Raw genomic sequence first — 22999 nt, 5'->3', positions numbered from 1 at the left:
AGCAGCCAACGACGGGGATCCGCCGCAGCAGCGAAAAAAGGAGCGAACCCGACCGGACCCCATCAGCGTGCCATTGACGCGAAAAAAGCCGCGGACGTCTTCAGGATCTCGTTGGCTCGGCGCAGCTCGCGCACCTCACGCTCGAGCTCGGCCAGCCGCTGCGCGTCATCGGTGCTGGTGCCGGCCCGGACACCACCGTCGATCTCGGCCTGCCGGACCCAGTTCCGCAACGCCTCGGGGTGCACCCCCAGCTGATCGGCGACCCGCTTGATCGCCCCTCGGGCAGTCTCAGGGTCCTTCCGGGCGTCTATCGCCATCCTCGTCGCCCGCTGCTGGAGCTCGACGCTGTACTTCCTCGGTGCTGGCATGGTGCTCATCATCCTTCCCAGGGTTGAGAGCCTCCATCAGACCCGGGGCGATTCACTGTTCGGGGTGGGTGGGGTGGAAGTCGGTGTTCACTGCAAGAACCACCAGGACTCGCGAGCCGCGGCTGCGTACGAGGGCGTTCAGCAGTTCCAGCGTTTCCCGGTCAAGGTCCTCGGCCTGGTCCACCGCCACCACCAGCGGTAACAGCGAGCTTAGCACCGCCAGGAACCTGCCCTCCTCCTGCGCCGGCGTGACCGTGTCAGGTCGTGCAGTCGTCCGTGCGGCGGGCTGGTTGGCGAGAGCCTCGGTAAGGACGGTTCCGGGGCCCCGGAACAGGTCAGCGTTCGTGGCCAAGTCCACTGCGCCGGCGCCGACCTCCACCACCTGGACGGCGGTCCCCACCCCAGGCACCAGGCCAGCTAGCAAGACACTCGTCCTTCCCAGCAGCTTCAACCGCTTCCGCGTGATCTCGTCCAGGTCCTTCAGTGCCTGCCGTAGTTCGCTGGCGTGGGCATCCAGCTGACCCTTACCGGCTTCGACGGTGCCAAGTTGCCCGGTCAGCCCCCACCACATCCACGGCAACCGGTTACCTGGCGCGCACTGGCCCGGGTCGGGAAAGACCGTGTCTCTGCCCGCGACGGGATCCGCTCCCGCGTCGATGTCGGCAGGCCAGTACTGCCCGGCGTTACGCCTGGCGACGGCCACCTCATAGCAGGCCTGGAGCAGCCCCGTCCGTCCCGACCCGGTCCCTCCGCGCAACATGAGCACCCGACTCGCCGGGGTTCCCGTGCTGACCTCATCCCAAGCGACTCCGAAGTCGCTCAGCACTCGTTCGGTGGCGCCGCCATCTACCCACGATCCCATGTGCCGCACCCTAGTGTCTGGACTGCCGTTGCCGCCGTGAGTGCGAGCGGCTATCACCCACCACAAGGAATATAATGGTGTCTAACGGGCCTGGAGGTGAAAAATTGTGCTGCTGGGCGCACTGGTCCCGACCGCGACGCTACTAGCGGCGGTCGCCACCGTCGGCACCTTCGTCGTGGCCCTAACCAGACGATCCCGGCTCAGGTCGGCGGAGGCCCAGTGGAGGCAAGTCCTGGAGATGGACAACCGCGCGATCACGGGCGCGCAACGTCAGGTCGTTCGCGACCTGCATCGCCACTCACTCGCGCAGTTGACCAGCATAAATCTCGTCCCGACTCGCGGCCTCACTATCGGAAGCCTCCTACTGGCGATGGCCACCTTCCTCTGGATCGCGACGGGGTGGTTCCTCAGCACCTCGGTGGCCGAGCACCCGTCCGCGCCACTGGCCGACCACTTCGTGGCCGCCTTACCGGTGCCACCCGAGGATCGAATAGTTGCGCCCTTGGTTCTCGTGGCCGCCCCCTTGTTCGGGGTGGGGCAGGTGGTGGGCTTTCGGATGGCTCGCCACCGAGTTGCCGAAGTTGTCGCCGCAGGGAACCACCTCCAGCGTCAGGATCTCATCGTCCAAGGGTGGCCCTCATGGAGAAACTTCCCGCTGGCATTGATCACTGCCATCGGCGGGTTGTCGCTGGGCGTGCTCACCGGGCTGTCATGGTGGCAGGCCCGGCAAGAACTGTCGGGTCCCACGTTGCAAGACCTGCCGTCCTGGTTGCCCGGCGGCGCGATCATAGCTCTCGCCTCGTGTTTCTCCTTACTGCTGGGTCTATCGCTGCGCGACGGTGGGGTACTCCCTCGGAGTGCCCCACCACTGGTTCTCACCTCCCTGACCGCCGACGCCGAACCAGCTGCCGGCGGGGGAGTTCACGCTCTTGGAGGGCGCACCTGGATCGCCAGGGTCATCGTGGTCGGCCTGCTCCTACGACGCTTGTTTGGAAAGGGCCAACGGTAATGAAGAGGCGGCATTCTTACCCCAGAGCGGCGCACGGGAAGCAGGCTCGGGAGGGCGGACCGTCCAGGGCGCCGGTGGCAGTGGACCCGGTCGCGTTGCTGAGCCGTGTGCCCGTGGCCAAGGAGTTCGACGAGGCCGAGCGCGGGTACGTCGCGGCCGGCCGGACACGGAACATCCTGACCAGGCAAGTTGCGGATTGGCGGGTCGCCACTTCCTGATACCTGGCGTCTCTGGCCGAGCGCGGCGCGACGGTAGGCACCTTGTCCAGCTGCCTCTCAGCGATCAGGTACGCGCACTAGTTCGAGGAGCTGCCGGACCCGACTAGGCACGCCCTAGTGGTTGCGGCTTCGGAGGGTATCCGCCGGGTTCACGGCGCACGAAGGGTGCAGTTCCGTCCGCTGGTGCCCCGGATCTGTTCACCGTCCTGGATGCCTGCGCAACAGTCCGCACCTGGACCGACCCGAAGCGCCCCCAGGAGCCGCACCTGGGCGGCGCCCGAGACCGCATCCTGCTGCTGGTCGGGCTCGTCGCCGCGCTGCGCCGGTCCTAACTCGTCGGGATCTACTTGGAGCACCTCGCGGAGCACCCCAACGGGCTCGTACTCACGCGGCCCCGGTCTAGGACCAACCGGTAAGGCGAGAACGCCGAGGTCGTCGTCATCCCCCGCAGCGGCCACCCGGCCTGCGGTCCGGTAACCGCGATTGCCACCTGGCGGGCGCTGGCCGGCCTATAGGACCCGGACGCCACCGGGTCGCTGCTGCGGCCGGTATCCAAGAAGAACCGTGCCCTGGACCGGCCGCTGACCGCAGGGGCCGCGAACACCCTCATCGCCGACGCCGTCGCTCGAGCCGACCTCGACCCGGCCGGGTACATCCCTTACTCGTTGCGGGCCGGGTTCGTCACCTACGCCCACATGCGTGGCATCACCGACCGCGCCATCGCCCACCAGACCCGCCACCGGTCTCTGGCTACCCTTGGCTTCTACACCCGTATCGAGAACGCCTGGACGGATAGCGCCGACACTCAGCTCGGGCTTTTGTCGGTCACCGCAAGGCGGCGCGTGCGATCGGTGAGGCTGTGTCGGGGTGCTGAACGGCTTGTAGGTCGTAGGAGGGCTTCACATTCGTGCGGAGCCGCTGAGATCAAGCTGAGGTGCCTGGAATGACCGATTCTGACGAGCACGAGAAGACACCTACGTCCGTGCGGGACGATCTGGCCGAGGCGTTGACGTGGTCAGCGCACGCCGGCCAGGCCATGTACCGGGTTGAGGTGCTTATAGGCGAGGGCGCCGGTGCTGGTGGTGAGTGAGCTCGCGCGGTGGGATCGGGACGCGCGAGAGGTCGTCGACGTCGTCATCGAGGCGCGAGCGGCCTTGTTGTCGGCCCGTGACGGCTTGGGTCAGCTGCAGGATGGCGTCTCCCGTGCGGTGCGGATCCTGGCCGAGGTCGAATGGGCGCAACGACAGCCAGGGTCAACTGAGGCTGGGAGACCCGGCCGAGTCCAGCTCGGGCAACGGGTGCAGGATTTGGCACGGTCCTGTGTGGACGCGGCTGAGACTGGTCGAGAGGCTGGTCGCGCCGTGGTGCGCGTCCGGGCGGCCCTACAGGCAGCGGGAGTGCTGGTCGAGGGATGGTCGCCGGCGTCCACCCAAGAGCGGGTGGATCAGACGACGCTGTGGGGGCGGACACGTGATCTGACGAGCGCCTTGAATGACGTCGAGATGTCACTGGAGCAGGCGGTGAGCTCACTGGGTCGTGCTGCACTGACGGCACGGGAGGGGAATCCGGCGCGGGGGCCGGTCGAGGTCGAGACGACGGCCGAGGCCTGGCGCCAGTCTCTGAGGGGGGCGACGGTTTTCACCCACGAGGCTGGTGACCGGCTGGATGTGGTGGCCGAGGGCACTCAGCGGATCGGCCGGCATGCCGACGGTGTCGCATCCGCGGCTCGGGCAAGGATGGAGGCTGCAAGGAGGATCGCTGAGCCCGCGCTTGCCCGGACGACCGGAGTGGCCCGGTGAGCACTTCGGCTGTGCCCGGTCGCATCCCGCCAAAGCCAATGACGGCCCTCGGCAGGGTGCGGGAGGTGATCCAGTTGGTGGCGGCGCGGTTGAGTGATGTGGACGGGTGGGCTGAGGTGGCCGCCACGCAGAGTCCGACGTTGGTGGTGATAGATCAAGCGGTAGACCTGCGGCGCACCCTTGCCGACGCGGCGTACCTGGCCCGCGGTGTGCTGGAGGACGTGCCGACGACGCCTGCGTGGAACGAGACACGGTTGGCGGCAGCAGCTGTGGCGTCCTTGCTTGACGCGGCGGGTCACACCGTCTCTCCCGTCGCGACCGCGCTGTGCCGGCAAGACGACCTGCACGCCACCGCGCAGCTGTCGGCCGTGATGACTCGCCGGTTCCTGAAGGCGGCTGCGGCCGCTGCCGCAGACCTGCAAGGGCTGCTCGAGCACGCAACACCAGGCGCGGGGCCTGGGTGTCAGCATCTGTGGGCCGTTCCCTGATCCGAGGAGGTTTCAGAGCCCGGATCGCATGGTGGCCTGTACGGGGCTGGAACCAGAAGGCTGGGGTGCCGGCGGGTGCAGCAACCGGACTGCTCGGTCGCGGGAGCGGTCGTCCGGGAAGCTGCGCCACAGGATGGTGGCGTAGATGGCTCCCAGCCCGTGCTGGGTGAGGTAGGTGTCACCAAGGTCGGCGCGGGCCCGGGACCAGGCCTGGCTGAGCCCGCACGTGGCGAAGATGGCTCCGAGCAACAGCGCAGGAGCGAGGTGTCGCGCATCGGCTGTGGCCGCGAGCCAGATCTGGATCCCGAAGGCGATCGCGAGGCTGGCCCAGCGGACCCACGGCGCAAGGGTGGCCCCCAGGGCCCGCCAGAGACCGATCATGGCGCCGGCCACCAACTCCCACGGCAGCAGGATCACCCCGAGGGCGGCGTCGGTGCGTGTTAGCCCAACGCGCTGGACCCCCACCTCGTGCGCGATGAGCGCAGCGGCGTCGGCGCAGGGGAGCCGTCCGCGAGCCACCTCCTCGACCAAAGACCGGCCGACGACCACGGTCCGCCGGCCGTACGCGCGGGCGCACACCCCTCCCCATCGGGCCACCAACAGCTGTACCGGATCCACTCCGCAGTCCTGAAGCACGCGAGCGACCCCGGCCAGGGTGTACCGCTGGTGCAGCTTGGTTCGGCTGGCGAACGTCAGGGCGCGCACCACGGCCACTTCCCCCACTCCGGTCAGGCCCCAGAACGCGACCAGGAAAACCCCGGTCAGCACCGCGGTGCCCCAAGGCGCAGGGAGAGACACGAGGACCAGCAAGAGCACGGCACTGACAGTGAGCGGCAAGGCCAGGGCGCCACGACGGAGGACCCGGGCTCGGATGATGCTCATCGTCACGCACCTGCTTTCACCGTGCCAGTCGAGCACTAGTTGCGATGACGCGAATCCGGCATCGGTGATGCCAGAGGCGGCCGCTGCCCGGCTTGCGGATGGTGAGACCACTGTTGCGCACGGCCCTGACATACCCGAGGAGCTATCCACAGATTGGCAGAACAGCTCCCACCCGGGGCGCCGAACTGCGGTGATGGGGCGCAACACCTTGAAGCACCACCTATCACCCCGAAGGACGAGCGATGAAGACCCGCGGACCAGACCTGACGACACCGGCCGCCCTGGAGGCCCTCATCCGGGCCACCAACCTGCTTCGCAAGGCTGAGCGAGAGGCCCTCGCGCAGGTGGCACCAGGGACGGACCCGGCCGGGTTGGTCATGGCCGAGCTTTCACTCGAGGCCGGCTGGCTGAACGGGCTGGCCCTGTCTCTGCTGCCTGACGGCATCGACCTGGGAGCAGACCAGCACGGTGACCCTACCGGTGAGGACCCTCGGGAGCTGATACGGCAGGCAGAGCTTGCCACCCGGCAGCGGCCGATCCATGAGTTCTCGCCTGGGACGACGGCGCTGGTGGCGGCCCTGAACGACACCATCCGGGACCGCTGCCGTGCCTAGTGTCGGTGAACTCCTGCAGGAAGCCGAGCTCCGAGCCCGGTCCCTTCTCTACGACGCTCCTGATCGTGACGGGTTACCGATGGTCCGGTCCTGGAACACCCTCGTCGGGAACTCTTGCCGGCTCTGGCGCGCCATTCCCCAGGCTGGGTCAGCCGAGCCCCAGGTCGGGGTGCTCGACCAGATACAGGCGCATGTTCAGGCACTAGGCCGTGACGCGCGTGCCCTGCACGCCAGGCGTACCGGCCAACGACTCGAGCCCGATCGTGACCTCGAGGCCATCGGGTCCCTGATGGTGCGGGCGGCCGAGGCCATCGAGAACTCCAACGTGCGGAAGCTCCCGACCCCCGACCACCTTCGGGATGCGTTCGCCACCAGGGTGCAGGTGACACACGTCGTCTACCTGACCGGGCACGCCACCACGGTCGGGTTGAGGCGACATTCACCCGTGGACGAGGACTTCCGACGGCGAATGGAGATCCCGACCAGCCTTGCGCTCGGCTACCACGAGAGCTCCTACCCGGAGGCGCTCACCGAGACGCACCGCGACTGGTCGGACCCGGACCGCCTCGGCAGCAACGTCAGCGCGTTCGACATCCATGCCCACCGCGTACTTACCAGTGAACCAACGGCACGCGACCTACGGGACGTGGCAGCCACCATGCACGTCACGACCACCTATGCCCGCGCCCTCTGGCGCATTGCCGCGGACGCAGGCCACATCGACGCCCGGGAGCACCGCACCCAGCTGGACCCGGCACTGGAGCACGCCGGAAACTCTTGGCTCTCTCTTGCCAGCACCTGGGACGTCCTGACACACCCCGTGCAAGGGCGAGCGGGGGCGCTGCAGCACGCCAGCGTCGATCTGCGGACCTCCTTCGGAGAACTGACCAAAGACCGCCTCGGACCGGCCACACCCGAAGTCATCACCGCACGAACCGACATGGGAGCAGCCCTAGCCGCGCTGCGCCAGTACCACCTCAGTGCAGTAGGCATCGCCGACGCATTCGTCACCGCGACCCGCAACCCGGGCCTTGTGGTCGACGCGCGAGGCGCCTCAAGAATGATCGCCACGATGATCGAACAAGGACGCGTGCCGGACCCCCGCTCCACGCCAGTGTCGCCGCGCAGCGTGCAGTTGAGGCGACCGGTGCCGCTGCCCAGGGTACTGATGCAGTCGACCGCCTTGGAGGCCGAAGGCCCGCTTCGGGCCGCCCGGCAACTCGACCAAGCCGTGAGCACCATCGCCGGCAGACCGAACTACTGTGCTAGTTCAGTGATCGAGCGGATCGGCCCACGTCCGGATCCCGGACGGCTCCGCCTCGTGCGTGAGCAGGCGCGGTACGGACAGGGAACAACCAACTGCACCCCGCCCGCTGGTCCTGTCTCCCGCACCGCTCCGTGATGCGGGTACCTGCCGGACCTGGCATGGGAGACCCGTCCTGTCCCACGGTGTCGGCGGCGCTTGAAAACTAGACACACGGTGATGCGGATGCTCACCACCGTGGACCTGGACACCGCCGAGACCGCCGGGACGTCAAGCGCCTGTGAATTGATCAGCACCGGTTCCGTACTGTGCGCTACCTGCGAGACCCCGACTCCCAGAGCGTGAAACGCGTTAAACACTGGTCGATCGTGTTCACGGACCTGGACGAGGGCGCCGTTGAACAGGTCACCCGCACCCCTTGACGTATGACTGTTGGCGCCCGAGCCGCACAACGCGCCGTCATGAGACACCTTGCTCAGGAAAAGGACCCCAACCAGTTCTGCTGCTGACAGTTCGCTCGTCATGGCCCCGAGAGATTCATGCTGAACCGCCCCATCCCACTGCCCCGCCTTTCACGGGACAGCGCGGCAGCACTCGAGCGACGTCGGACGTGCCTCTGCAGCAGCGTTCCAGGCCAGCGGGCTGGTCCCGAGCACGAGGAGCCTCCAGGAGGCTAGGACAGCCCCCACGCGTCGACCCGAGCACGCACCGTGGCCCGGCCACAGCAGACCCTTGCTCCTGTGTGGTGGCTGGCTGCTATGAACGCTCGTGCGACGCGCCGATGACGGATCTTCGCTAATCATCCGGTCAGCGGCGAGGGGCCTCCTCTGACATGCTCTGATGATGTTCTTCGGTGCGCACCGGCAGGTCGTGAGAGACCTTGTCTCCCTGGCTGATGAGGTATCGCGTGGTGGTACCGCCCGGCCTCGGGTGGTGGTGCTGACCGGGGAGTCGGGGGTGGGGAAGTCGAGGATCGTCCAAGAGGTGTACGGCACGCTTCGGGATAGGCAGCCGGACCCTGGGTATTGGCCCGAACTGCCAGCGCTGACAAGGGTGGCCGGTGCCGGCGGTGCGGATCCGATGCCGGGCCGCAAGGTTCTTGGCCCGGAACCGGAGGAGTTCGTGCGCGCCGGTGGTGCGCTGCCGGCGTTTGGGTGGTGGAGCTTCGGGTGTGAGCGGTTGCAGACCGGCGCGAACATGGACGTCGTAGCGGCATCGTACCCACAGCTGAAAGCGCACGTCCCGGGCATTGCCCAGGCCAAGCTCGAGGCGACGGGCGCGTTCGAACGTTTGGGTGACCGGGCGAAGCAGGTTATCCGCGCCTTGAGCACCGACGTGGCCGGGGAGGGCATCGACCTCCTGGCTGACGTCGCCGGCCTTGTCCCCGGAGCCAACCTGGTGGTGAAGTACTCCGCCCGCGGAATAGGACAGGCACGTCAGCACCTGGAGAAGCGGGCCGAACTGGCGCAGACCACGGACATGGGCTTGAAAGTCGGTCAGGCTCGTACGTCTGCGGCGCAGGAGCTGGCTGCCACCATCCGGGAGCTGTCGCACCCTGGTCTGCCTCAGGTCGTCGTCATCGAGGATCTTCACCGAATGGGCCCCGACCTCGCTGAGTTGCTCGATGCGCTGGGGCGGCCAACGTCCAAGCAGCCGGTCCTGGTGATTGGCACGGCCTGGCCCGAAGGCGCCCACAACTGCGAGTACAGCCGGTGGGTCGCCAACGCGACCGCCGCCAGTCATCTAGAGGTGGTGCCCGTGGCACCGTTGGACGAGTCTGACCTGGTCCAGTTGGTCCTGGAGCAGGCGCCGCGGACCAACCGTGAAACGGCGGCGTTACTGGCAGCGCGGATGCCAAACCCGCACTTCATCAAGCTGTGGCTCACCTCGAAACAAGTAAAGCGACGTATCGGCAGGGCCAAGGGACGAATCGAACTCGGCCCTGGCGAGCTCGACCAGCTACCGGCCTCAGTACAAGACGTCATGCGCATGCGGTGGAACGAGCTCCCAGCCCCCGTCAGGAGCGCCCTCATTAGGGCGATCGCCAGCCGGGTCGAGGCAACGCTGCACAGCGACGCCGACGGTGCGATTCCCACCTACGACCCGTCGACGGTGGCGGCGGCAGCCGAGCTGGCCGGCGTCGGGGAACACGAGCTCGTCAACTCGTTGCAGCACGCCGTGACGCCCTTGTCCTGGTGCTTGAACGAGAACGACGTCCATTGGGTCCGGGAGCACATGCTGCTCGCCCCAGTCCACGAGTCCATCACCGACGACGAGCTCGGGCTCGGACAGGACGAGATCGTTCGACTTCGCGACGCCACCCGACACGTCCTCACCGAGGCCATCACCGAGCGAGCCGACGACAACTCGGCAATGCCACCATCGGTGCACAACTTGGCTTTGGCGCAGTGGCTCCTCGATCTGACCCCACCAGACGGAACCATCTCCGATGCCGTTCAGGTCGCGGCCTTGACACTTGGCGTGCAGCTAGCTGCACAGTACCGCTACCGGGAAGCCATCACGCTTGCCCTAGAGTTCTTCCCACGTCTTTGCGATGCTCCCCTCGAGACCCGACACGCTGTCGGCACCTGGCTTGGTGAGGACGGGCGGGTGAAAGACGCGATCACCGAGTTCGAGCAACTCCTGACGGACCACATGCGCATGCTCGGGCCGGATGCGCCGGACACCTTGACCACCCGGAGCAACCTCGCGTCCTGGCTCGGTGAGGACGGGCGGGTGAAGGACGCGATCAGCCAGTTTGAGCAGCTGCTGGAGGACTTCATCCGGGTGCTTGGGCCGGATGCCCCGGACACCTTGACCACCCGGAACAACCTCGCGTCCTGGCTCGGTCGGGACGGGCAGGTGAAGGACGCGATCACCCAGTTCGAGCAGCTGCTGCAGGACCGTATGCGGGTGCTCGGGCCGGATGCCCCGGCCACCTTGACCACCCGGAACAACCTCGCGGCCGTGCTCGGTCGGGACGGGCGGGTGAAAGACGCGATCACCCAGTTCGAGCAGCTGCTGGAGGACTTCATCCGGGTGCTTGGGCCGGATGCCCCGGACACCTTGATCACCCGGAACAACCTCGCGTTCATGCTCGGTCGGGACGGGCAGGTGAAAGACGCGATCACCCAGCTCGAGCAGCTGCTGCAGGACCGCAGCCGGGTGCTCGGGCCGGATGCCCCGGCCACCTTGACCACCCGGAACAATCTCGCGACCGTGCTCGGTGAAGACGGGCGGGTGAAAGACGCGATCACCCAGTTCGAGCAGCTGCTGGAGGACCGTATGCGGGTGCTCGGTCCTAATGCCCCGGACACCTTGACCGCCCGGAGCAACCTCGCGTCCTGGCTCGGTGAGGACGGGCAGGTGAAAGACGCGATCACCCAGTTCGAGCAGCTGCTGCAGGACCGTATGCAGGTGCTCGGGCCGGATGCCCCGGACACCTTGACCACCCGGGGCAACCTCGCGTCCTGGCTCGGTGAGAACGGGCAGGTGAAAGACGCGATCACCCAGTTCGAGCAGCTGCTGGAGGACTTCCTCCGCGTGCTCGGGCCGGATGCCCCGGACACCTTGACCGCCCGGGGCAACCTCGCGTCTTGGCTCGGTGAGAACGGGCAGGTGAAAGACGCGATCACCCAGTTCGAGCAGCTGCTGCAGGACCGTACGCGGGTGCTCGGGCCGGATGCCCCGGACACCTTGACCACCCGGTACAACCTCGCGTCCTGGCTCACTGGGGACGGGCGGGTGAAAGACGCGATCACCCAGTTCGAGCAGCTGCTGAAGGATGCAACCCGAGTCATGGGCACGGAGCACCCCTTAACCAAGGCGGTGCGCGAGGCGCTAGACCGGTTACGCGGCGACCAAATGGACGGCTGACTCAGCGGCTGGAGCCCCAGCGACCCTGACCATCACCCACGATAGTCAATAGATGCAGGGGTCATCAGTCCGAGGGGAGAGGCGTAACCGATAGTGAGTAGCTGGCTCTTGCTCGTCGACGTGGGGGGCGGTGCTCGGGGGACTAGCCGCGGCGGGGACGCTGCTGCTGGTGGTGACCCGGGTCGGCTCGCCGGCGTCGTGAGCAGTCGGTGTGGCGAGAGGCCCTGACACTCGAGGCGCTGGCGGGAGTGGGACTGCTGCACGGGTATGTGACAGTGAACTTTTGGTGCTGTGAGGAGCTGCAGGGAACGATGTGCACCAATCGAAGGCGGCGGAGTCGCTCGCACACCTCAGGTGATTCCCTTGGCCATGGATGATAGAGCCGCTGCTATCTGAGCGTCCCGGCCCTGTGCGGCGTGCTGGTAACGCATTGCAGCTGCCGGGGTGGAGTGCCCTAGCCTGCCCATGAGTTCGGCCAGCGTCGCGCCCGTTTGAGCAGCGAGCACTGCGCCGGTGTGGCGCAGGTCATGCCAGCGGAGATCAGGCCTGCCGGCGACCTCGCGCGCCCGGTAGAACACCGTGTAGAGCGAGGCGGGGGCCAAGTGTTTGGAAGGGTCCCCAGCAGCCGGAAACAGCAGGCCGTCCTGGCCCGTCACGTTCGCGGCAAAGTGCTCACGCACAGCGGGCAGCAGGTGCGGGGGGATCGCCACGTCCCGGATGCCTGCCTGAGACTTTGGAGTGCCAACGACAAAGTTCCCACCAACGCGGGTGACGGCACGGCGCACCTTGACAACGCCGCTCGTCAGGTCGACGTCCTTGCGGCGCAGTTCCGTCAGCTCCCCGAATCTCAGTCCGCACCACGCGGCGAGCAAGGTCATGACCTTGTATCGCTCCGGCATAGCGCCCACCAGACTGGCGAGCTGTTCGAGGGTTGCAGGCTCGGTCTTGGTGGCGCGCTTGGCGTTCCCGGCACCCCGGATGTGCACGGGGTTTGCCGCGATCTTCTCGTCCAGCACCGCGGTGCCCATGATGGTGCGAAGCAGGCCGTAGGCGTGTGCACGAATCGTCGGTCTCTGGGGATCGAGGTCTGCATACCAGTCGCCGACCACTTCGCGCGTGATCGCCGGAAGTGGAAGGGCGCCAAGGGCTGGGAGGATCTGCCGCTCCAAGAGCTGCGTATAGTGCTCGCGGGTGCGTGGCTTGAGCTCGCGATGCCTCAGCCATCTCTCGACGTAGGCTGCGAGGGTGGTGGCCTCGCGCTGGTGTCGGAGGCTCACGCGCTCCTTGGGCGACGACCACTCATCGCCCGTTGTCAATCGACGCTCGGCGGCCAGCCATGCCTCGGCGTCTTCAGCGGTCTCGAAGGTGGTGGGGGCGTAGTGCAACTTGCAGTCTGGCCCCGTGTAGAACGCTTGCCATCGCTTACTGGGGAGACGGCGCAACTGGCCGAAGCCGCGCTTCTTGCGACCAGGCATGTGCTTCCTCTCGTGCAGGATACGTGCAGGATCAGAGTACATCGGTGTCGATTTATGTCCTCCCACGTCATGCGATACTGTTCTCCGAACACGCAGGTCAGAGCCCCTTTCCGCAGGTCAACATCAGTATCGGGGTTTGGCGGTGGAACTTATTCGATCCCAGTATCGTCCACCAACTAGCCCCTGACCAGCAGGTATGCCGGTCGGGGGCTTTGGTGTTCCCGGCGCGCCCATCGACGCGTCGGCACCAAGCGCGAGGCCGTCCCACGGCCCCGTCCGCCGCACCGAACCGAGGAGATCCGTTGAGCCATCCGCACCCCGAGCTGGGCGCCCCGCCCTCCCTGCCCCGCAACGGCCTGAGGGTGGTGGCGCTCGGCGGCCTGGGCGAGGTCGGCCGCAACATGGCCGTGCTGGAGCACCGCGGCAAGCTGCTGATCATCGACTGCGGCGTGCTCTTCCCCGAGGAGCACCAGCCCGGTGTCGACGTGATCCTGCCCGACTTCACCTTCCTCCAGGACCGGTGGCAGGACGTCGTCGGCGTCGTCCTCACCCATGGTCACGAGGACCACATCGGAGGGGTGCCCTACCTGCTCAAGGAGCGGGGGGACATCCCCGTCGTCGGCTCGCGCCTCACCCTGGCCTTCGTGAGCGCCAAGCTCAAGGAGCACCGGATCAAGCCCCGGACCACCCAGGTCGCCGAGGGTGACCGGCTCAGCCTGGGTCCTTTCGACTGCGAGTTCGTCGCGGTCAACCACTCCATCCCCGACGGGCTGGCCGTCATGGTCCGCACCGCGGCCGGGTCGGTGCTGCATACCGGGGACTTCAAGATGGACCAGTTCCCCCTGGACGACCGCATCACCGACCTGCGCGCCTTCGCCCGTCTGGGCGAGGAGGGCGTGGACCTGTTCATGGTCGACTCCACCAACGCCGAGGTGCCCGGCTTCACCACCGCGGAGAAGGACCTGTCCCCGGCCATCGACACCGTGTTCCGCACGGCGCCGGGGCGGATCGTGGTCTCCAGCTTCGCCAGCCACGTCCACCGCATCCAGCAGGTCATCGACGCCGCCGCGGCACACCGGCGCAAGGTCGCCTTCGTCGGCCGCTCGATGGTGCGCAACATGAAGATCGCCCAGGACCTGGGATACCTCGAGGTGCCGCGCGGGCTGGTCGTGGACGTCAAGGAGCTCGACAACCTCCCGCCCGAGAAGGTCACGCTCGTCTCCACCGGCTCCCAGGGCGAGCCGATGGCCGCGCTGTCGCGGATGGCCAACCGCGACCACCAGATCCGTATCGGCGAGGGCGACACCGTGCTGCTGGCCAGCTCGCTGATCCCCGGCAACGAGAACGCCGTCTCCCGCATCATCAACGGCCTGACCCGCTGGGGCGCGAAGGTCGTCCACCAGGGCAACGCCAAGGTGCACGTCTCCGGCCACGCCAGCGCCGGCGAGCTCGTCTACTGCTACAACATCATCCGGCCGCGCAACGTCATGCCGGTCCACGGTGAGTGGCGACACCTGCGCGCCAACGCCGACCTGGCCATCGCCACCGGGATGGACCCGGACCACGTCGTCGTCGTCGACGACGGCATGGTCGTGGACCTGGTCCAGGGGCGGGCCACCGTCAGCGGCAAGGTCCGCGCCGGCTACGTCTACGTCTCGGCGGGCAACGTCGGCGACGTCACCGAGGACGAGCTGCGCGACCGGCTCACCCTCAGCCAGCAGGGCACCGTGACCGTCGTCGCCCTCGTCGACGCCGACACGGGCAGGCTCACCGAGGCGCCGGACTTCCTGGCACGCGGTCTGGGCACCGACGAGCGCATGTTCGGCGCCTCGGTCCCCGCGATCGAGAAGGCGCTCGCCGAGGCCGCCTCCCAGGGGATCGGGGACGTCCACGAGCTCGAGCAGCGGATCGCGCGGGCCGTCTCGCGGTGGGCGTTCCGCACGCACCGTCGCAACCCGTTGGTGGTGCCGGTGGTCATCGACGCCTGAGGGGCCTCTCCCTGCTCGTCCTGCGACCGTGGCAGACCGCGGCACCCGCCGCGCCACCCGTGGGGGACGCACCCGCTCACCCCGTGACGCCTCGGACGACCCGCACGCCTGTTGGCACCGACGCGAGCAGGGGGAGGGCGATGACGGTGCAGCTGAGCGCAGCCACGGTGACGGGATGGACGACGGGAGCGGTCGCACCCAGCAGGCCGATGCTGACTCCCAGGACTCCCGGCAGGACCGTCACGGCGCCGATGAGCCAGGCCGCGGTCCCCGTGGCGAGGGACTCGAGGAGCACCATGGCCACGAGCTGCCGAGGGGTCGCACCCGTGCGGTGGAGCAGGGCCAGCTCACGGCGACGGCCGGCCGTCGTGAGCACCAGGGTGTTGGCCGCCCCGAGCGCCACGAACGCCAGCAGCATGAGCAGCAGCCACGTCCCCAGGCGTTGCTGAGCCGTCCCTGGCGCGGTCGACGTCGCGACGACGTCCTCGGTGGTCGCCACCGGCAGGTCCAGGGCCTCGATCTCGGCGGCGAGGCGCTCGGTGCTGGTCGGCCCGCCCGACGGTCCGCCGACGAGGAGGGTCGTCGGTTGCTCCGGTGCGCCGTGGTCCCGGGCGGTGGACCCACCGATGAGGTACGGGCCCAGGCCCAGCCCCCGGTCGAAGACCGCGACGACCCGGAACGTGTGCTCACCGTCGGGAAGGCGCACCTGCAGGTCCTCGCCGACGCGGGCGCCGGTCTCGAGCGCGGCGTCGGAGCTGACCGCGATCGTGTTCGGGGCGGAGAGCGACACCAGCGACCCGTCGGACACCCCGGGGTCCAGCAAGGAGGCGGGCGCGTCCGGGGAGACCACGCGCATGGTCACCGTCTCCCAGGCCAGTCCGGCGAGGTCCTCGTCGTCGGTCCGGACCTGGGCCGGGGTGCTGGACAGCGCCGTGGTCTCGTGGACGCCCGACATCGCGGCGACGCGCTCGGCGGTGCCCGCGGGCAGCGGCGACCCTGCGCCGACGACCAGGTCTCCGCCGAGCGAGGCGGCGAGCTGACGGTGGGCGGCCCGCTCCACGGCGGTGTCCGTGCTCGTCTGGATGACGCCCGTCGACATGACGAGGGCGAGCGGCACGACGACCGCTGCGAGCCGTCGCGAGAAGCCCCGCAGGTTGTCCATGGCCAGCTGCGTCGGTGGATGCCGGTGGCCTCCCAGCAGGGGCGTCAGGGCGTCGACGGACCAGGCCACGAGAGCCGGGCCGGCGAGGGCGGCGGCGCCGAGGAGGAGGAGGGCCGACGAGGCCGCCACCGCGCTGCCGATCACCCCGGGGAGGACGAGGGGCGTGAAGGCCGTGGCCAGCCCGAGTGCCGCGGTGCCGATCGCAGCGATCCGACGTCCCGTTCCGAGCGGGCCCTCCTCGACGGCGGAGTCGCGGACGGCGGAGGTCGCGGTCTGGCGGAGGGTCTCGCGCGCCGCCAGCCATCCCGCGGCCAGTGCGGTGGGCAGGAGCACCACCACGGCGCCGAGGACCGGCAGCGGCGAGAGAGCCGGCCGCGAACCCGGCACCAGCAGCCCGGCGTCCACGAGGACAGGAGTCAGAGCCTGGGCGAGCGCCAGCCCGGGCAGGGCTCCGAGGGGCACGGCCAGCAGGCCGACCTGGAGGGTCTCCCTGGCGATGATGCCCCGCACCTGTGCGCGGGTCGCCCCGACGGCACGCAGGAGGGCGAACTCCGGTCGGCGCTGGCGCAGGGCCAGGGACACGGTCGTGGCCACGACGACGAGGACCACGACGAGCGCGGTTCCCGCGAAGGAGGAGGCGAGGATGGTGAGCTGGGCTCCGGCGAGCGCCCCGGGCGACAGCGGGTCGCCCGTGCCGGCGCGGACGCCGGTCTCGAGGAGGACGCCCGTGAGCGTGAGCAGGGTGGCGGCGAGTCCGAGGGCGAGAGCGGTGCCGATGAGCCCGCCGCGATGCGCGCGGGCGCCGGCCCTGGCGAGGGTCCACATGGCGCTCACCGGCCGATCGCGAGGAGGCGGGAGGTGACCTGCTCGGCACTGGCGCCGGTCTCGTCGTGGACGACCAGGCCGTCGGCGAGGTACAGCACCCGGTCCGCGGTCGCCGCGACCTGGGCGTCGTGGGTGACGATGACGACCGTCTGGTCGAACCGGCGCGCGGTGGCAGCGAGCAGGCCGAGGACGTGGGCCCCGGTGCGGGAGTCCAGGGCGCCGGTGGGCTCGTCGGCGAACACGACGGCGGGACGGGCCACGAGGGCCCGGGCGATGGCCACCCGTTGTGCCTGTCCACCGGACAGCTCACCAGGGCGCCGCCCCACGAGGTCGGCGAGCCCCAGGGCGTCGACGAGCTGGCCGATCCAGTCCGGGTCGGCCTCCCGGCCGGCGAGGACGAGGGGGAGACCGATGTTGTTCAGCACGCTCAGGTGGGGGATGAGGTTGTAGGACTGGAACACGAACCCGATGTGCTCCCGGCGGTACCGGGTGAGGTCGTCGGCGGAGAGGCCGGTGGTGTCGTGGCCGCCGATGACGACCCGTCCGGAGGTCGGCACGTCGAGGCCGGCGGCGACGTGGAGGAGGGTGGACTTGCCTGACCCGGACTGGCCCACGACGGAGGTCATGGTGCCCGACGCGAGGTCGAGGGTGACCCCGCGCAGGGCAGCCACGGGTCTGGCGCCGCCCGGATAGGTCTTGTGCACGTCGACGAGACGAAGCGCTGTGGAGGTGGTGACGTCGTACGGAAGGGTGGGCATGGCGGTGATGGCTCCTGGTCGAGGGGGATCGGTCACCATCGACGGTAGGGAGCGGGGGAGGGCGGGACGAGCCGCTAAGGATGGAACCGCGGGGGTTCATCCTTTGGATGGAGGGCCGGCCGGTCCGGGGTGCCGCCCACGGTGACGAGCCCGGTCTGGTAGGCCCAGACCACCGCCTGGAGGCGCGAGGTGACACCGAGCTTGGGCATCATCCGGGCGAGGTGGGACTTCACGGTGGAGATCTCCAGGACGAGGGTGCGAGCGATGTCCTCGTTGGACAGGCCCTCGGCCAGCAGCAGGAGGATGTCGGTCTCACGGGGGGTGAGGACGTCGCTGGCCCGCGCCGCGGTGACGGGGAGGGTGCGTCGGCGTCCACTCAGCTCGCCGATGACGCGGCGGGTCAGACCGTCGGCGATGGTGCCGTGCCCGGCGGCGACCGAGCGGACGGCCGCGATGACCTCGTCCGGCTCCGCGTCCTTGAGGAGGAAGCCGGAGGCGCCCGCGTCGAGTGCCCCGAAGAGGTGCTCGTCGGTGTCGAAGGTCGTGAGGATGAGGACGGGGATGGGGGGCGAGGCGTCGGGTCCGGCGAGCTCCCGGGTGGCGGCGACGCCGTCGAGACGGGGCATCCGGATGTCGAGGCACACGACGTCCGGATGCTCGGTCCGCGCCCGCTCCACCGCCTCGACGCCGTCGGCCACGGCTGCGACGACGTCGATGTCCGGCTCGGAGGAGAGCAGCGCCGAGAGACCGGCCCGCACCAGGGGCTCGTCGTCGGCCACGAGGATGCGGATCATCCTCCGTGCCCCGGGTCCGGGTGGTCGGTGCCGGCCTGCGCACCGGGAAGGGACAGGTCGACGCACCACCCACCGTCCTCGGTGGGGCCGTAGGAGAGGTGGGCACCCGTGAGGCTGGCACGCTCCCGCATACCCACGAGACCGTAGCCCGTGCCCGGCGATGTCGGAGCGTCAGCCGGAGCCGGGTGGTTGACCACGCGGACGCGGGTCGTCCGTGCGTCCCGGGTGTCGAGGACGACCTCGCACCGCGCGCCGGGGGCGTGCCGGGCGGCGTTGGCCAGCGCCTCCTGCACGGTCCGGTAGGCGCCGAACTGAGCGAGCGGACCCGACCGGCCGTCGAGGACGTCGCCGGGCCCGGGTCCGAGCACGGTGAGCTCGACGTCGGTGCCGGCTCGCCGCGCGTCCTCGACGAGGGCCGGGAGGGAGGAGAGGGTCTCCGGGGCGGTGGCGCCCGTCGGACCGCCGTCCTCCCGCAGCAGGGTCACGAGGCTGCGGAGGTCGCGCAGCATGGCCTTGCTCTGGTGCCGCACCTGCTCGACGGCCCGCTTCGCGCCCTCCGGATCGGTGTCGATCTGGCGGCCCAGGGCACCGGTCATGACGGTGATCCCGGAGAGATGGTGTGCGGCGATGTCGTGCAGCTCACGAGCGGTCGCCGTCCGTTCCCGTGCGACGGCGACCTGCACCAGGGCGTCGTGCTCGCGGACGACGGCCTGGGCCTGCTCCGCTCGGGCGGTGACGACGTCGCGGCGGGCCCGGACGAACACGGCGGTGGCCAGGGGGAGGCCCACCGTCCCGACCCCCTGCACCACCGACGAGCCCAGGACCGCGAGGACGGCGCCGGCCTCGCTCCAGGACACGAACGCCTGGGCCGAGCCCACGAGGAACGCCGCGGCAGCGGCTGCCGGCAGCGCCCGGACCACCCCCATGAGCAGGACGGCGGCGAACGCCGCGACGATGACCGCCACGGAGGTGACCCCGGTGCCCGCGTCCATTCCCGCGAGCGCCGCCGCCGGGGCGCCGGCGGCGACGAGCACCAGGACGGACCGGGGGGCCCGTCGCCGCCACAGCAGGACGAGCGCCTGGACCGACACGAGTGCGAGTCCCGCCCACCAGGCCGCGCCTGCCACCGCCGGGAGCGAGTCGGCGGAGGCCGGCTCGCCCGCAGCGAGGAGCGGGAGGCAGAGCAGCACCGTCACGCTGAGGCCCCAGGAACCTGCGGCGACGAGGGCGTCGACGGTGCGGACCGGGTGCCTCGTCATCTCAGCGCATCCCTCCCCGGCGGGGGCGCGCCCGGGGCATCGACCGCCACCAGAGTGTCGTCGTCACGACCTCCAGGGTAGGGGACGACGGTCCGGGGAGACCGGACGGCGCCGGCACCTGCAGGCCGACGCACACCGCGCCGCATCACCCCTCGCGCCGTCGATGGCGGGCCCGACCGGCTTCGCGCCACCGGGGCACGACGCGCACGGCCAGGATCGCGGCACCGGGGAGCGTGGAGAGCAGCGCGAGGATCCCGTAGCCGATGGAGACGGTGACCCCGGTGCCCATGTCGAGCCCCCGCACCATGAAGATCCACCCCGCGGCGGCCTCACGCGTCCCCCACCCGCCGACCGTGACGGGGACCGACATCGCCGCGACGGACACGGTGGCGAGCCCCGGTGCCAGGGACACCTCCACGTCGGGTGCCACGACGACGACGGCCAGCACGAACATCCCGACGAAGGCGGCCCACCCGGCGACCGACAGCAGCAGGACGAGGGCGAGGTCCCGCAGCGGCAGCACCCGCAGCCACCTCCAGGCCACGGCCGCGGTGACGACGCCGCCGGCCAGGCAGGCGACCCCGACCAGCGGGACCGGGCCCAGCAGGGCCACCGCCGCCGCGACCAGCACCACCGTGGTCCCCACCAGGCGCTCGGCGGCGACGGCGGCGAAACCGCTGGCCAGCGCGCGCCGGGCGTCCGGCGCCTCGGCGTCGCTGCTGTCGTCGGCCGCCCGGAGCGCGTCGCCGGCGACTCCTCCGGGCAGCACGCTGTTGAGGAAGGCGGCCTGCCAGCAGCGGGCGACGGCCGGACCCACGGGGAGGGAGATCTGGAGGTGCCGGGCGACGAGCCGCCAGCGCAGCGCCTGGAGCACCACGCCGGCCGCCCCCAGGCCGAGGCCGGCCACGACCGCCCACCAGGGCAGGGCACGGGCCGCGGAGGTGAAGGGGCTGAGCCCCCACTGCGTGACGACGAGGCCGAGCAGGCCCAGGGTGAGCCCGACCTGCAGCGTCGCACCGACCACGAGGCGGACGCGCCGGGGCCGTGGCCGGCTGGCGACCAGGGTGTCGCTCACCGGCTCCGCGGCGCCGCCCCGGCGCCCTCGTCGACGGGCTCGGGCGGCAGGCTCAGCAGGTCGAGGTGGCCGACGCGCGCCCGGAGCGAGCCGGCCTCGAGCTGGAGCGACCGCTCCTCGAGCCACCCCTGCACCACGGGAGCGAGCCCGGGGTCGTGCTCCACCGCCACCGCGGCGCGGTCGTGGAGATACCGGCGCAGGAGCGGCTCGTTCTCGGTGCCCAGGAGCCAGTCCGTCGCCCGCAACTCCACGCGGGCGCCGCGACGGCGCAGGGCGCGGGCCATCACCTCCGCGGCGTCCGGCCCGGGCCGACCCTCCCTCCGCTGGTGCGCGTCGAAGGCGGTCGTGACGACCGCGTCGGCGGGGTGGCCCGGCGTGAGCACGACCTCGCCCGTGACGGTGAGGCTCAGCAGTGCAGCCGCTCCGGGCGCCGCGTCCGGTGCGACCACGTGGGCGAGCGTCTCGATCTCTGCCGCGGACAGCAGGTCGAGCAGGGCTGCGCACGCGAGCAGGGCCGTGCCGTCCTGCGGGACCAGGGAGGGCAGGTCCTCCACGGTCGCGACGGCGCGCTCGGTCGTGATGCGGTCGTCGGCCCCGGTCGAGGTCTCGTGCTCGAGCAGGTCGGCGTCGTGGTCGACCAGGACCCACCGCTGGTGTCCGGGCAGGCGCGGTGCGAGCCAGGCCTGGTTGGAACCGGTGCCGGCCCCCACGTCGACCACCACGAGCTCGTCGACCCCGCGGGCGCGCAGGTGGTGGGTCAGCAGCTCCAGCAGGTCGAGGGCGTCCTCGCGGGCGCGGTGGTCGGCGCGGCGTCGCAGCGCCAGCCAGTCGGCCGGGACGGGACGGGCTACCACCGCAGAGCCCGGGTGAAGTCCGTCGCGGTCGTGGCCCACCCACGGAGTCTATCCCGGTGGGCCGACGCGCCCGCCCGCCAGGCGCGCCTCAGGCCCTCGTCGTCGAGCCACCGGGCCAGGGCCGTGGACCAGGCCTGCGGGTCGGCTCCGTCGACCGTGGCTCCGGCCGGGGGCAGACCGTCGCGCTCGCCCGACCCGTGCAGCGCCTCGACGGCCCCCGTCCGCGCAGGGACCAGCGCCGGTATGCCGTGCGCCAGCGCCTCGGTCACCACCATCCCGTAGGTCTCGGCGCGGGAGGGCAGGGTCAGGAGGTCGGTGGCGCCCCAGATCTCCTCGAGGTCCTCGCCGCGGCACGGGCCCAGCGCCCGGACGCGGCCCTCGAGCTCGGCCGAGCGCTCCCGTACCGTCGCGACGTAGCCCTCGTCCGGGCCCGGAGGCCCGACGAGGGAGGCGGTCCAGGGGCGGTCCATCAGCGTCCGCAGCGCGTCGAGCAGGACGAGCGGGTTCTTGCGGGCGGTGACCGCGCCGAGGAGGAGCAGGTGCGGGGGAGTGCTCCCGGCCGCCGGCGGCGCCAGGTCCACGCCGGGAGGCACGGAGCGCACCCCGGCGAGCCCGTAGCGGCGCAGCAGGTCGTCCCGGGCCCAGTCGCTGGTCGCCACCACCGTGTCCGCGGCGTGCAGCGCGGCCCGCTCCGTCTCCTCCAGAAGTCGGCGCTCCGGGGCGCTCGTGCCGCCCTCGGCGGGCAGCGGCAGGTGCACCAGCACCGCGACCCGGACGCCGTGCGCACGGGCCCACGCGAGCTCCTCGGGTGCGGCCGACCCGATGATCCCGTCGACCACCACGTCGGTATACCGTCCCAGCGCCTCGCGCAGCGCCGACCGGTCAGGCTCGGCCGGTCGGGGCCACGCCCCGGGCAGTCGCTCGACCGCCACCGCGAGCCCTCGGGCGTCGAGCTCGCGGACGACCCGGTCGTTGTAGTGGTTGCCCCCGCTGGGCCCGGCGAGGTCTCCGGGCAGGATCAGCGCCCGCGACGGACCCCGCTCACGAGCGGAGGTCGAGGTCATACGTCACCCAGGCCTGCGGATGCTCGCGCACGACGACCCCGATGCCGTCGATGGCGGGGTCGGCGCGGTCGGCCAGCGCGTGCGCGACGTGGGCCGCGACGGCCTCGGTCGTGCTGAGCCGGCCGGCGAACGCGGGGTGCTCGTCGAGGTTCTGGTAGCGCAGCGGGTCGAGCACCGCGGCGAGGTGGCCGCCCGCCTCGCCGATGTCCACCACCACCCCGTGCTCGTCCAGCTCGCGTCGGCGCCAGGTGGCCTCGACGACCAGGGTGGCGCCGTGCAGCCCCTGGGCCGGCCCGAAGAACGGGTCGGGCAGGCTGTGGGCGATCATGACGTGGTCGCTGACGGTCAGTCCGAACATCGTGCTC

General features: G+C 70.4%; 19 protein-coding genes. 7 read left to right on the top strand and 12 right to left on the bottom strand.

Going from position 1 to position 22999, the window contains the following annotated elements; translation table 11 throughout:
• Positions 1-62: 62 nt before the first annotated feature.
• Complete coding sequence (locus Q0967_RS16635) at positions 63-368, bottom strand: transposase (protein WP_299451192.1); 306 nt, start codon at positions 366-368, stop codon at positions 63-65.
• Positions 369-420: 52 nt separating this feature from the next.
• A complete protein-coding gene (locus Q0967_RS16630) occupies positions 421-1230 on the bottom strand; it encodes a hypothetical protein (RefSeq protein WP_299451189.1) in 810 nt (269 codons plus the stop codon).
• A gap of 106 nt (positions 1231-1336) precedes the next feature.
• Between Q0967_RS16630 and Q0967_RS16625 the strand changes: the two genes are divergently transcribed.
• From Q0967_RS16625 to Q0967_RS16615, 3 genes are all read left to right on the top strand, one after another.
• Positions 1337-2239 carry a hypothetical protein gene (locus tag Q0967_RS16625; protein ID WP_299451187.1) on the top strand — a complete coding sequence of 301 codons (903 nt, stop codon included), beginning with the start codon at positions 1337-1339 and terminating at the stop codon, positions 2237-2239.
• Between the two features lie 1540 nt (positions 2240-3779).
• The gene (locus Q0967_RS16620; RefSeq protein WP_299451184.1) at positions 3780-4256 is read left to right on the top strand and encodes a hypothetical protein; all 477 of its coding nucleotides are present in this window, start codon (positions 3780-3782) and stop codon (positions 4254-4256) included.
• Positions 4257-4321: 65 nt separating this feature from the next.
• Positions 4322-4744 (top strand): hypothetical protein, encoded by a 423-nt coding sequence (locus Q0967_RS16615; protein WP_299451182.1) that lies wholly within the window; start codon positions 4322-4324, stop codon positions 4742-4744.
• Positions 4745-4756: 12 nt separating this feature from the next.
• On the opposite strand, the gene Q0967_RS16610 is transcribed toward Q0967_RS16615, so the two are convergent.
• Positions 4757-5626, bottom strand: coding sequence for a hypothetical protein (locus tag Q0967_RS16610; RefSeq protein WP_299451181.1), 870 nt, complete (start codon positions 5624-5626; stop codon positions 4757-4759).
• Between the two features lie 242 nt (positions 5627-5868).
• Here Q0967_RS16610 and Q0967_RS16605 point away from each other — a divergent pair, with 242 nt between their 5' ends.
• The 3 genes from Q0967_RS16605 (at position 5869) to Q0967_RS16595 (ending at position 11380) form a co-directional block, all read left to right on the top strand.
• A complete protein-coding gene (locus Q0967_RS16605; RefSeq protein WP_299451179.1) occupies positions 5869-6240 on the top strand; it encodes a hypothetical protein in 372 nt (123 codons plus the stop codon).
• A 79-nt stretch (positions 6241-6319) separates the two neighbouring features.
• The gene (locus Q0967_RS16600; protein WP_299451177.1) at positions 6320-7642 is read left to right on the top strand and encodes a hypothetical protein; all 1323 of its coding nucleotides are present in this window, start codon (positions 6320-6322) and stop codon (positions 7640-7642) included.
• A 702-nt stretch (positions 7643-8344) separates the two neighbouring features.
• Positions 8345-11380, top strand: a complete 3036-nt coding sequence (locus Q0967_RS16595; RefSeq protein WP_299451175.1) for a tetratricopeptide repeat protein — start codon at positions 8345-8347, stop codon at positions 11378-11380.
• Between the two features lie 350 nt (positions 11381-11730).
• Here the strand turns inward: Q0967_RS16595 and Q0967_RS16590 are convergent, their stop codons facing one another.
• The gene (locus Q0967_RS16590; protein ID WP_299451174.1) at positions 11731-12855 is read right to left on the bottom strand and encodes a site-specific integrase; all 1125 of its coding nucleotides are present in this window, start codon (positions 12853-12855) and stop codon (positions 11731-11733) included.
• A 302-nt stretch (positions 12856-13157) separates the two neighbouring features.
• On the opposite strand from Q0967_RS16590, the gene Q0967_RS16585 reads away from it, so the two are divergent.
• A complete protein-coding gene (locus Q0967_RS16585) occupies positions 13158-14843 on the top strand; it encodes a ribonuclease J (protein ID WP_299451171.1) in 1686 nt (561 codons plus the stop codon).
• A gap of 76 nt (positions 14844-14919) precedes the next feature.
• On the opposite strand, the gene Q0967_RS16580 is transcribed toward Q0967_RS16585, so the two are convergent.
• The 8 genes from Q0967_RS16580 to Q0967_RS16545 all read right to left on the bottom strand — a co-directional run bounded on the left by Q0967_RS16580 (position 14920) and on the right by Q0967_RS16545 (position 22992).
• Positions 14920-16830, bottom strand: coding sequence for an FtsX-like permease family protein (locus Q0967_RS16580; RefSeq protein WP_298747122.1), 1911 nt, complete (start codon positions 16828-16830; stop codon positions 14920-14922).
• Positions 16831-16835: 5 nt separating this feature from the next.
• Positions 16836-17588 (bottom strand): ABC transporter ATP-binding protein, encoded by a 753-nt coding sequence (locus Q0967_RS16575; protein ID WP_022923821.1) that lies wholly within the window; start codon positions 17586-17588, stop codon positions 16836-16838.
• Between the two features lie 74 nt (positions 17589-17662).
• On the bottom strand, positions 17663-18382 hold the full coding sequence (locus Q0967_RS16570) for a response regulator transcription factor (RefSeq protein WP_298746811.1): 720 nt from the start codon (positions 18380-18382) through the stop codon (positions 17663-17665).
• Positions 18379-19641: a sensor histidine kinase gene (locus tag Q0967_RS16565; RefSeq protein ID WP_298746813.1), complete on the bottom strand. Its 1263-nt coding sequence runs from the start codon at positions 19639-19641 to the stop codon at positions 18379-18381. The genes Q0967_RS16570 and Q0967_RS16565 overlap by 4 nt, the downstream gene beginning before the upstream one ends.
• A 145-nt stretch (positions 19642-19786) precedes the next feature.
• Positions 19787-20716 carry a lysylphosphatidylglycerol synthase domain-containing protein gene (locus Q0967_RS16560; RefSeq protein WP_298746815.1) on the bottom strand — a complete coding sequence of 310 codons (930 nt, stop codon included), beginning with the start codon at positions 20714-20716 and terminating at the stop codon, positions 19787-19789.
• Positions 20713-21570 carry a class I SAM-dependent methyltransferase gene (locus tag Q0967_RS16555; protein WP_022923825.1) on the bottom strand — a complete coding sequence of 286 codons (858 nt, stop codon included), beginning with the start codon at positions 21568-21570 and terminating at the stop codon, positions 20713-20715. The genes Q0967_RS16560 and Q0967_RS16555 overlap by 4 nt, the downstream gene beginning before the upstream one ends.
• Entirely contained in the window at positions 21564-22634 is a 1071-nt protein-coding gene (locus Q0967_RS16550) for a glycosyltransferase family 4 protein (protein WP_298746827.1), read from the bottom strand. The genes Q0967_RS16555 and Q0967_RS16550 overlap by 7 nt, the downstream gene beginning before the upstream one ends.
• Complete coding sequence (locus tag Q0967_RS16545) at positions 22612-22992, bottom strand: 6-carboxytetrahydropterin synthase (protein ID WP_022923827.1); 381 nt, start codon at positions 22990-22992, stop codon at positions 22612-22614. The genes Q0967_RS16550 and Q0967_RS16545 overlap by 23 nt, the downstream gene beginning before the upstream one ends.
• Between the last annotated feature and the right edge of the window lie 7 nt (positions 22993-22999).

Origin of the sequence: uncultured Serinicoccus sp. (genome assembly GCF_947500995.1) — a bacterium.
GTDB lineage: Bacteria > Actinomycetota > Actinomycetes > Actinomycetales > Dermatophilaceae > Ornithinicoccus.
This window is presented reverse-complemented; position numbering and strand designations above follow the sequence as displayed.

Excerpts from the sequence above, each read along its gene's own strand:
- Q0967_RS16610 (WP_299451181.1), bottom strand. The coding sequence starts at position 5,626 with ATGAGCATCATCCGAGCCCGGGTCCTCCGTCGTGGCGCCCTGGCCTTG.
- Q0967_RS16565 (WP_298746813.1), bottom strand. The coding sequence starts at position 19,641 with ATGACGAGGCACCCGGTCCGCACCGTCGACGCCCTCGTCGCCGCAGGT.
- Q0967_RS16575 (WP_022923821.1), bottom strand. The coding sequence starts at position 17,588 with ATGCCCACCCTTCCGTACGACGTCACCACCTCCACAGCGCTTCGTCTC.
- Q0967_RS16550 (WP_298746827.1), bottom strand. The coding sequence starts at position 22,634 with ATGACCTCGACCTCCGCTCGTGAGCGGGGTCCGTCGCGGGCGCTGATC.
- Q0967_RS16590 (WP_299451174.1), bottom strand. The coding sequence starts at position 12,855 with ATGCCTGGTCGCAAGAAGCGCGGCTTCGGCCAGTTGCGCCGTCTCCCC.
- Q0967_RS16545 (WP_022923827.1), bottom strand. The coding sequence starts at position 22,992 with ATGTTCGGACTGACCGTCAGCGACCACGTCATGATCGCCCACAGCCTG.
- Q0967_RS16570 (WP_298746811.1), bottom strand. The coding sequence starts at position 18,382 with ATGATCCGCATCCTCGTGGCCGACGACGAGCCCCTGGTGCGGGCCGGT.
- Q0967_RS16580 (WP_298747122.1), bottom strand. The coding sequence starts at position 16,830 with ATGTGGACCCTCGCCAGGGCCGGCGCCCGCGCGCATCGCGGCGGGCTC.
- Q0967_RS16600 (WP_299451177.1), top strand. The coding sequence starts at position 6,320 with ATGGTCCGGTCCTGGAACACCCTCGTCGGGAACTCTTGCCGGCTCTGG.
- Q0967_RS16595 (WP_299451175.1), top strand. The coding sequence starts at position 8,345 with ATGATGTTCTTCGGTGCGCACCGGCAGGTCGTGAGAGACCTTGTCTCC.
- Q0967_RS16635 (WP_299451192.1), bottom strand. The coding sequence starts at position 368 with ATGCCAGCACCGAGGAAGTACAGCGTCGAGCTCCAGCAGCGGGCGACG.
- Q0967_RS16630 (WP_299451189.1), bottom strand. The coding sequence starts at position 1,230 with ATGGGATCGTGGGTAGATGGCGGCGCCACCGAACGAGTGCTGAGCGAC.
- Q0967_RS16605 (WP_299451179.1), top strand. The coding sequence starts at position 5,869 with ATGAAGACCCGCGGACCAGACCTGACGACACCGGCCGCCCTGGAGGCC.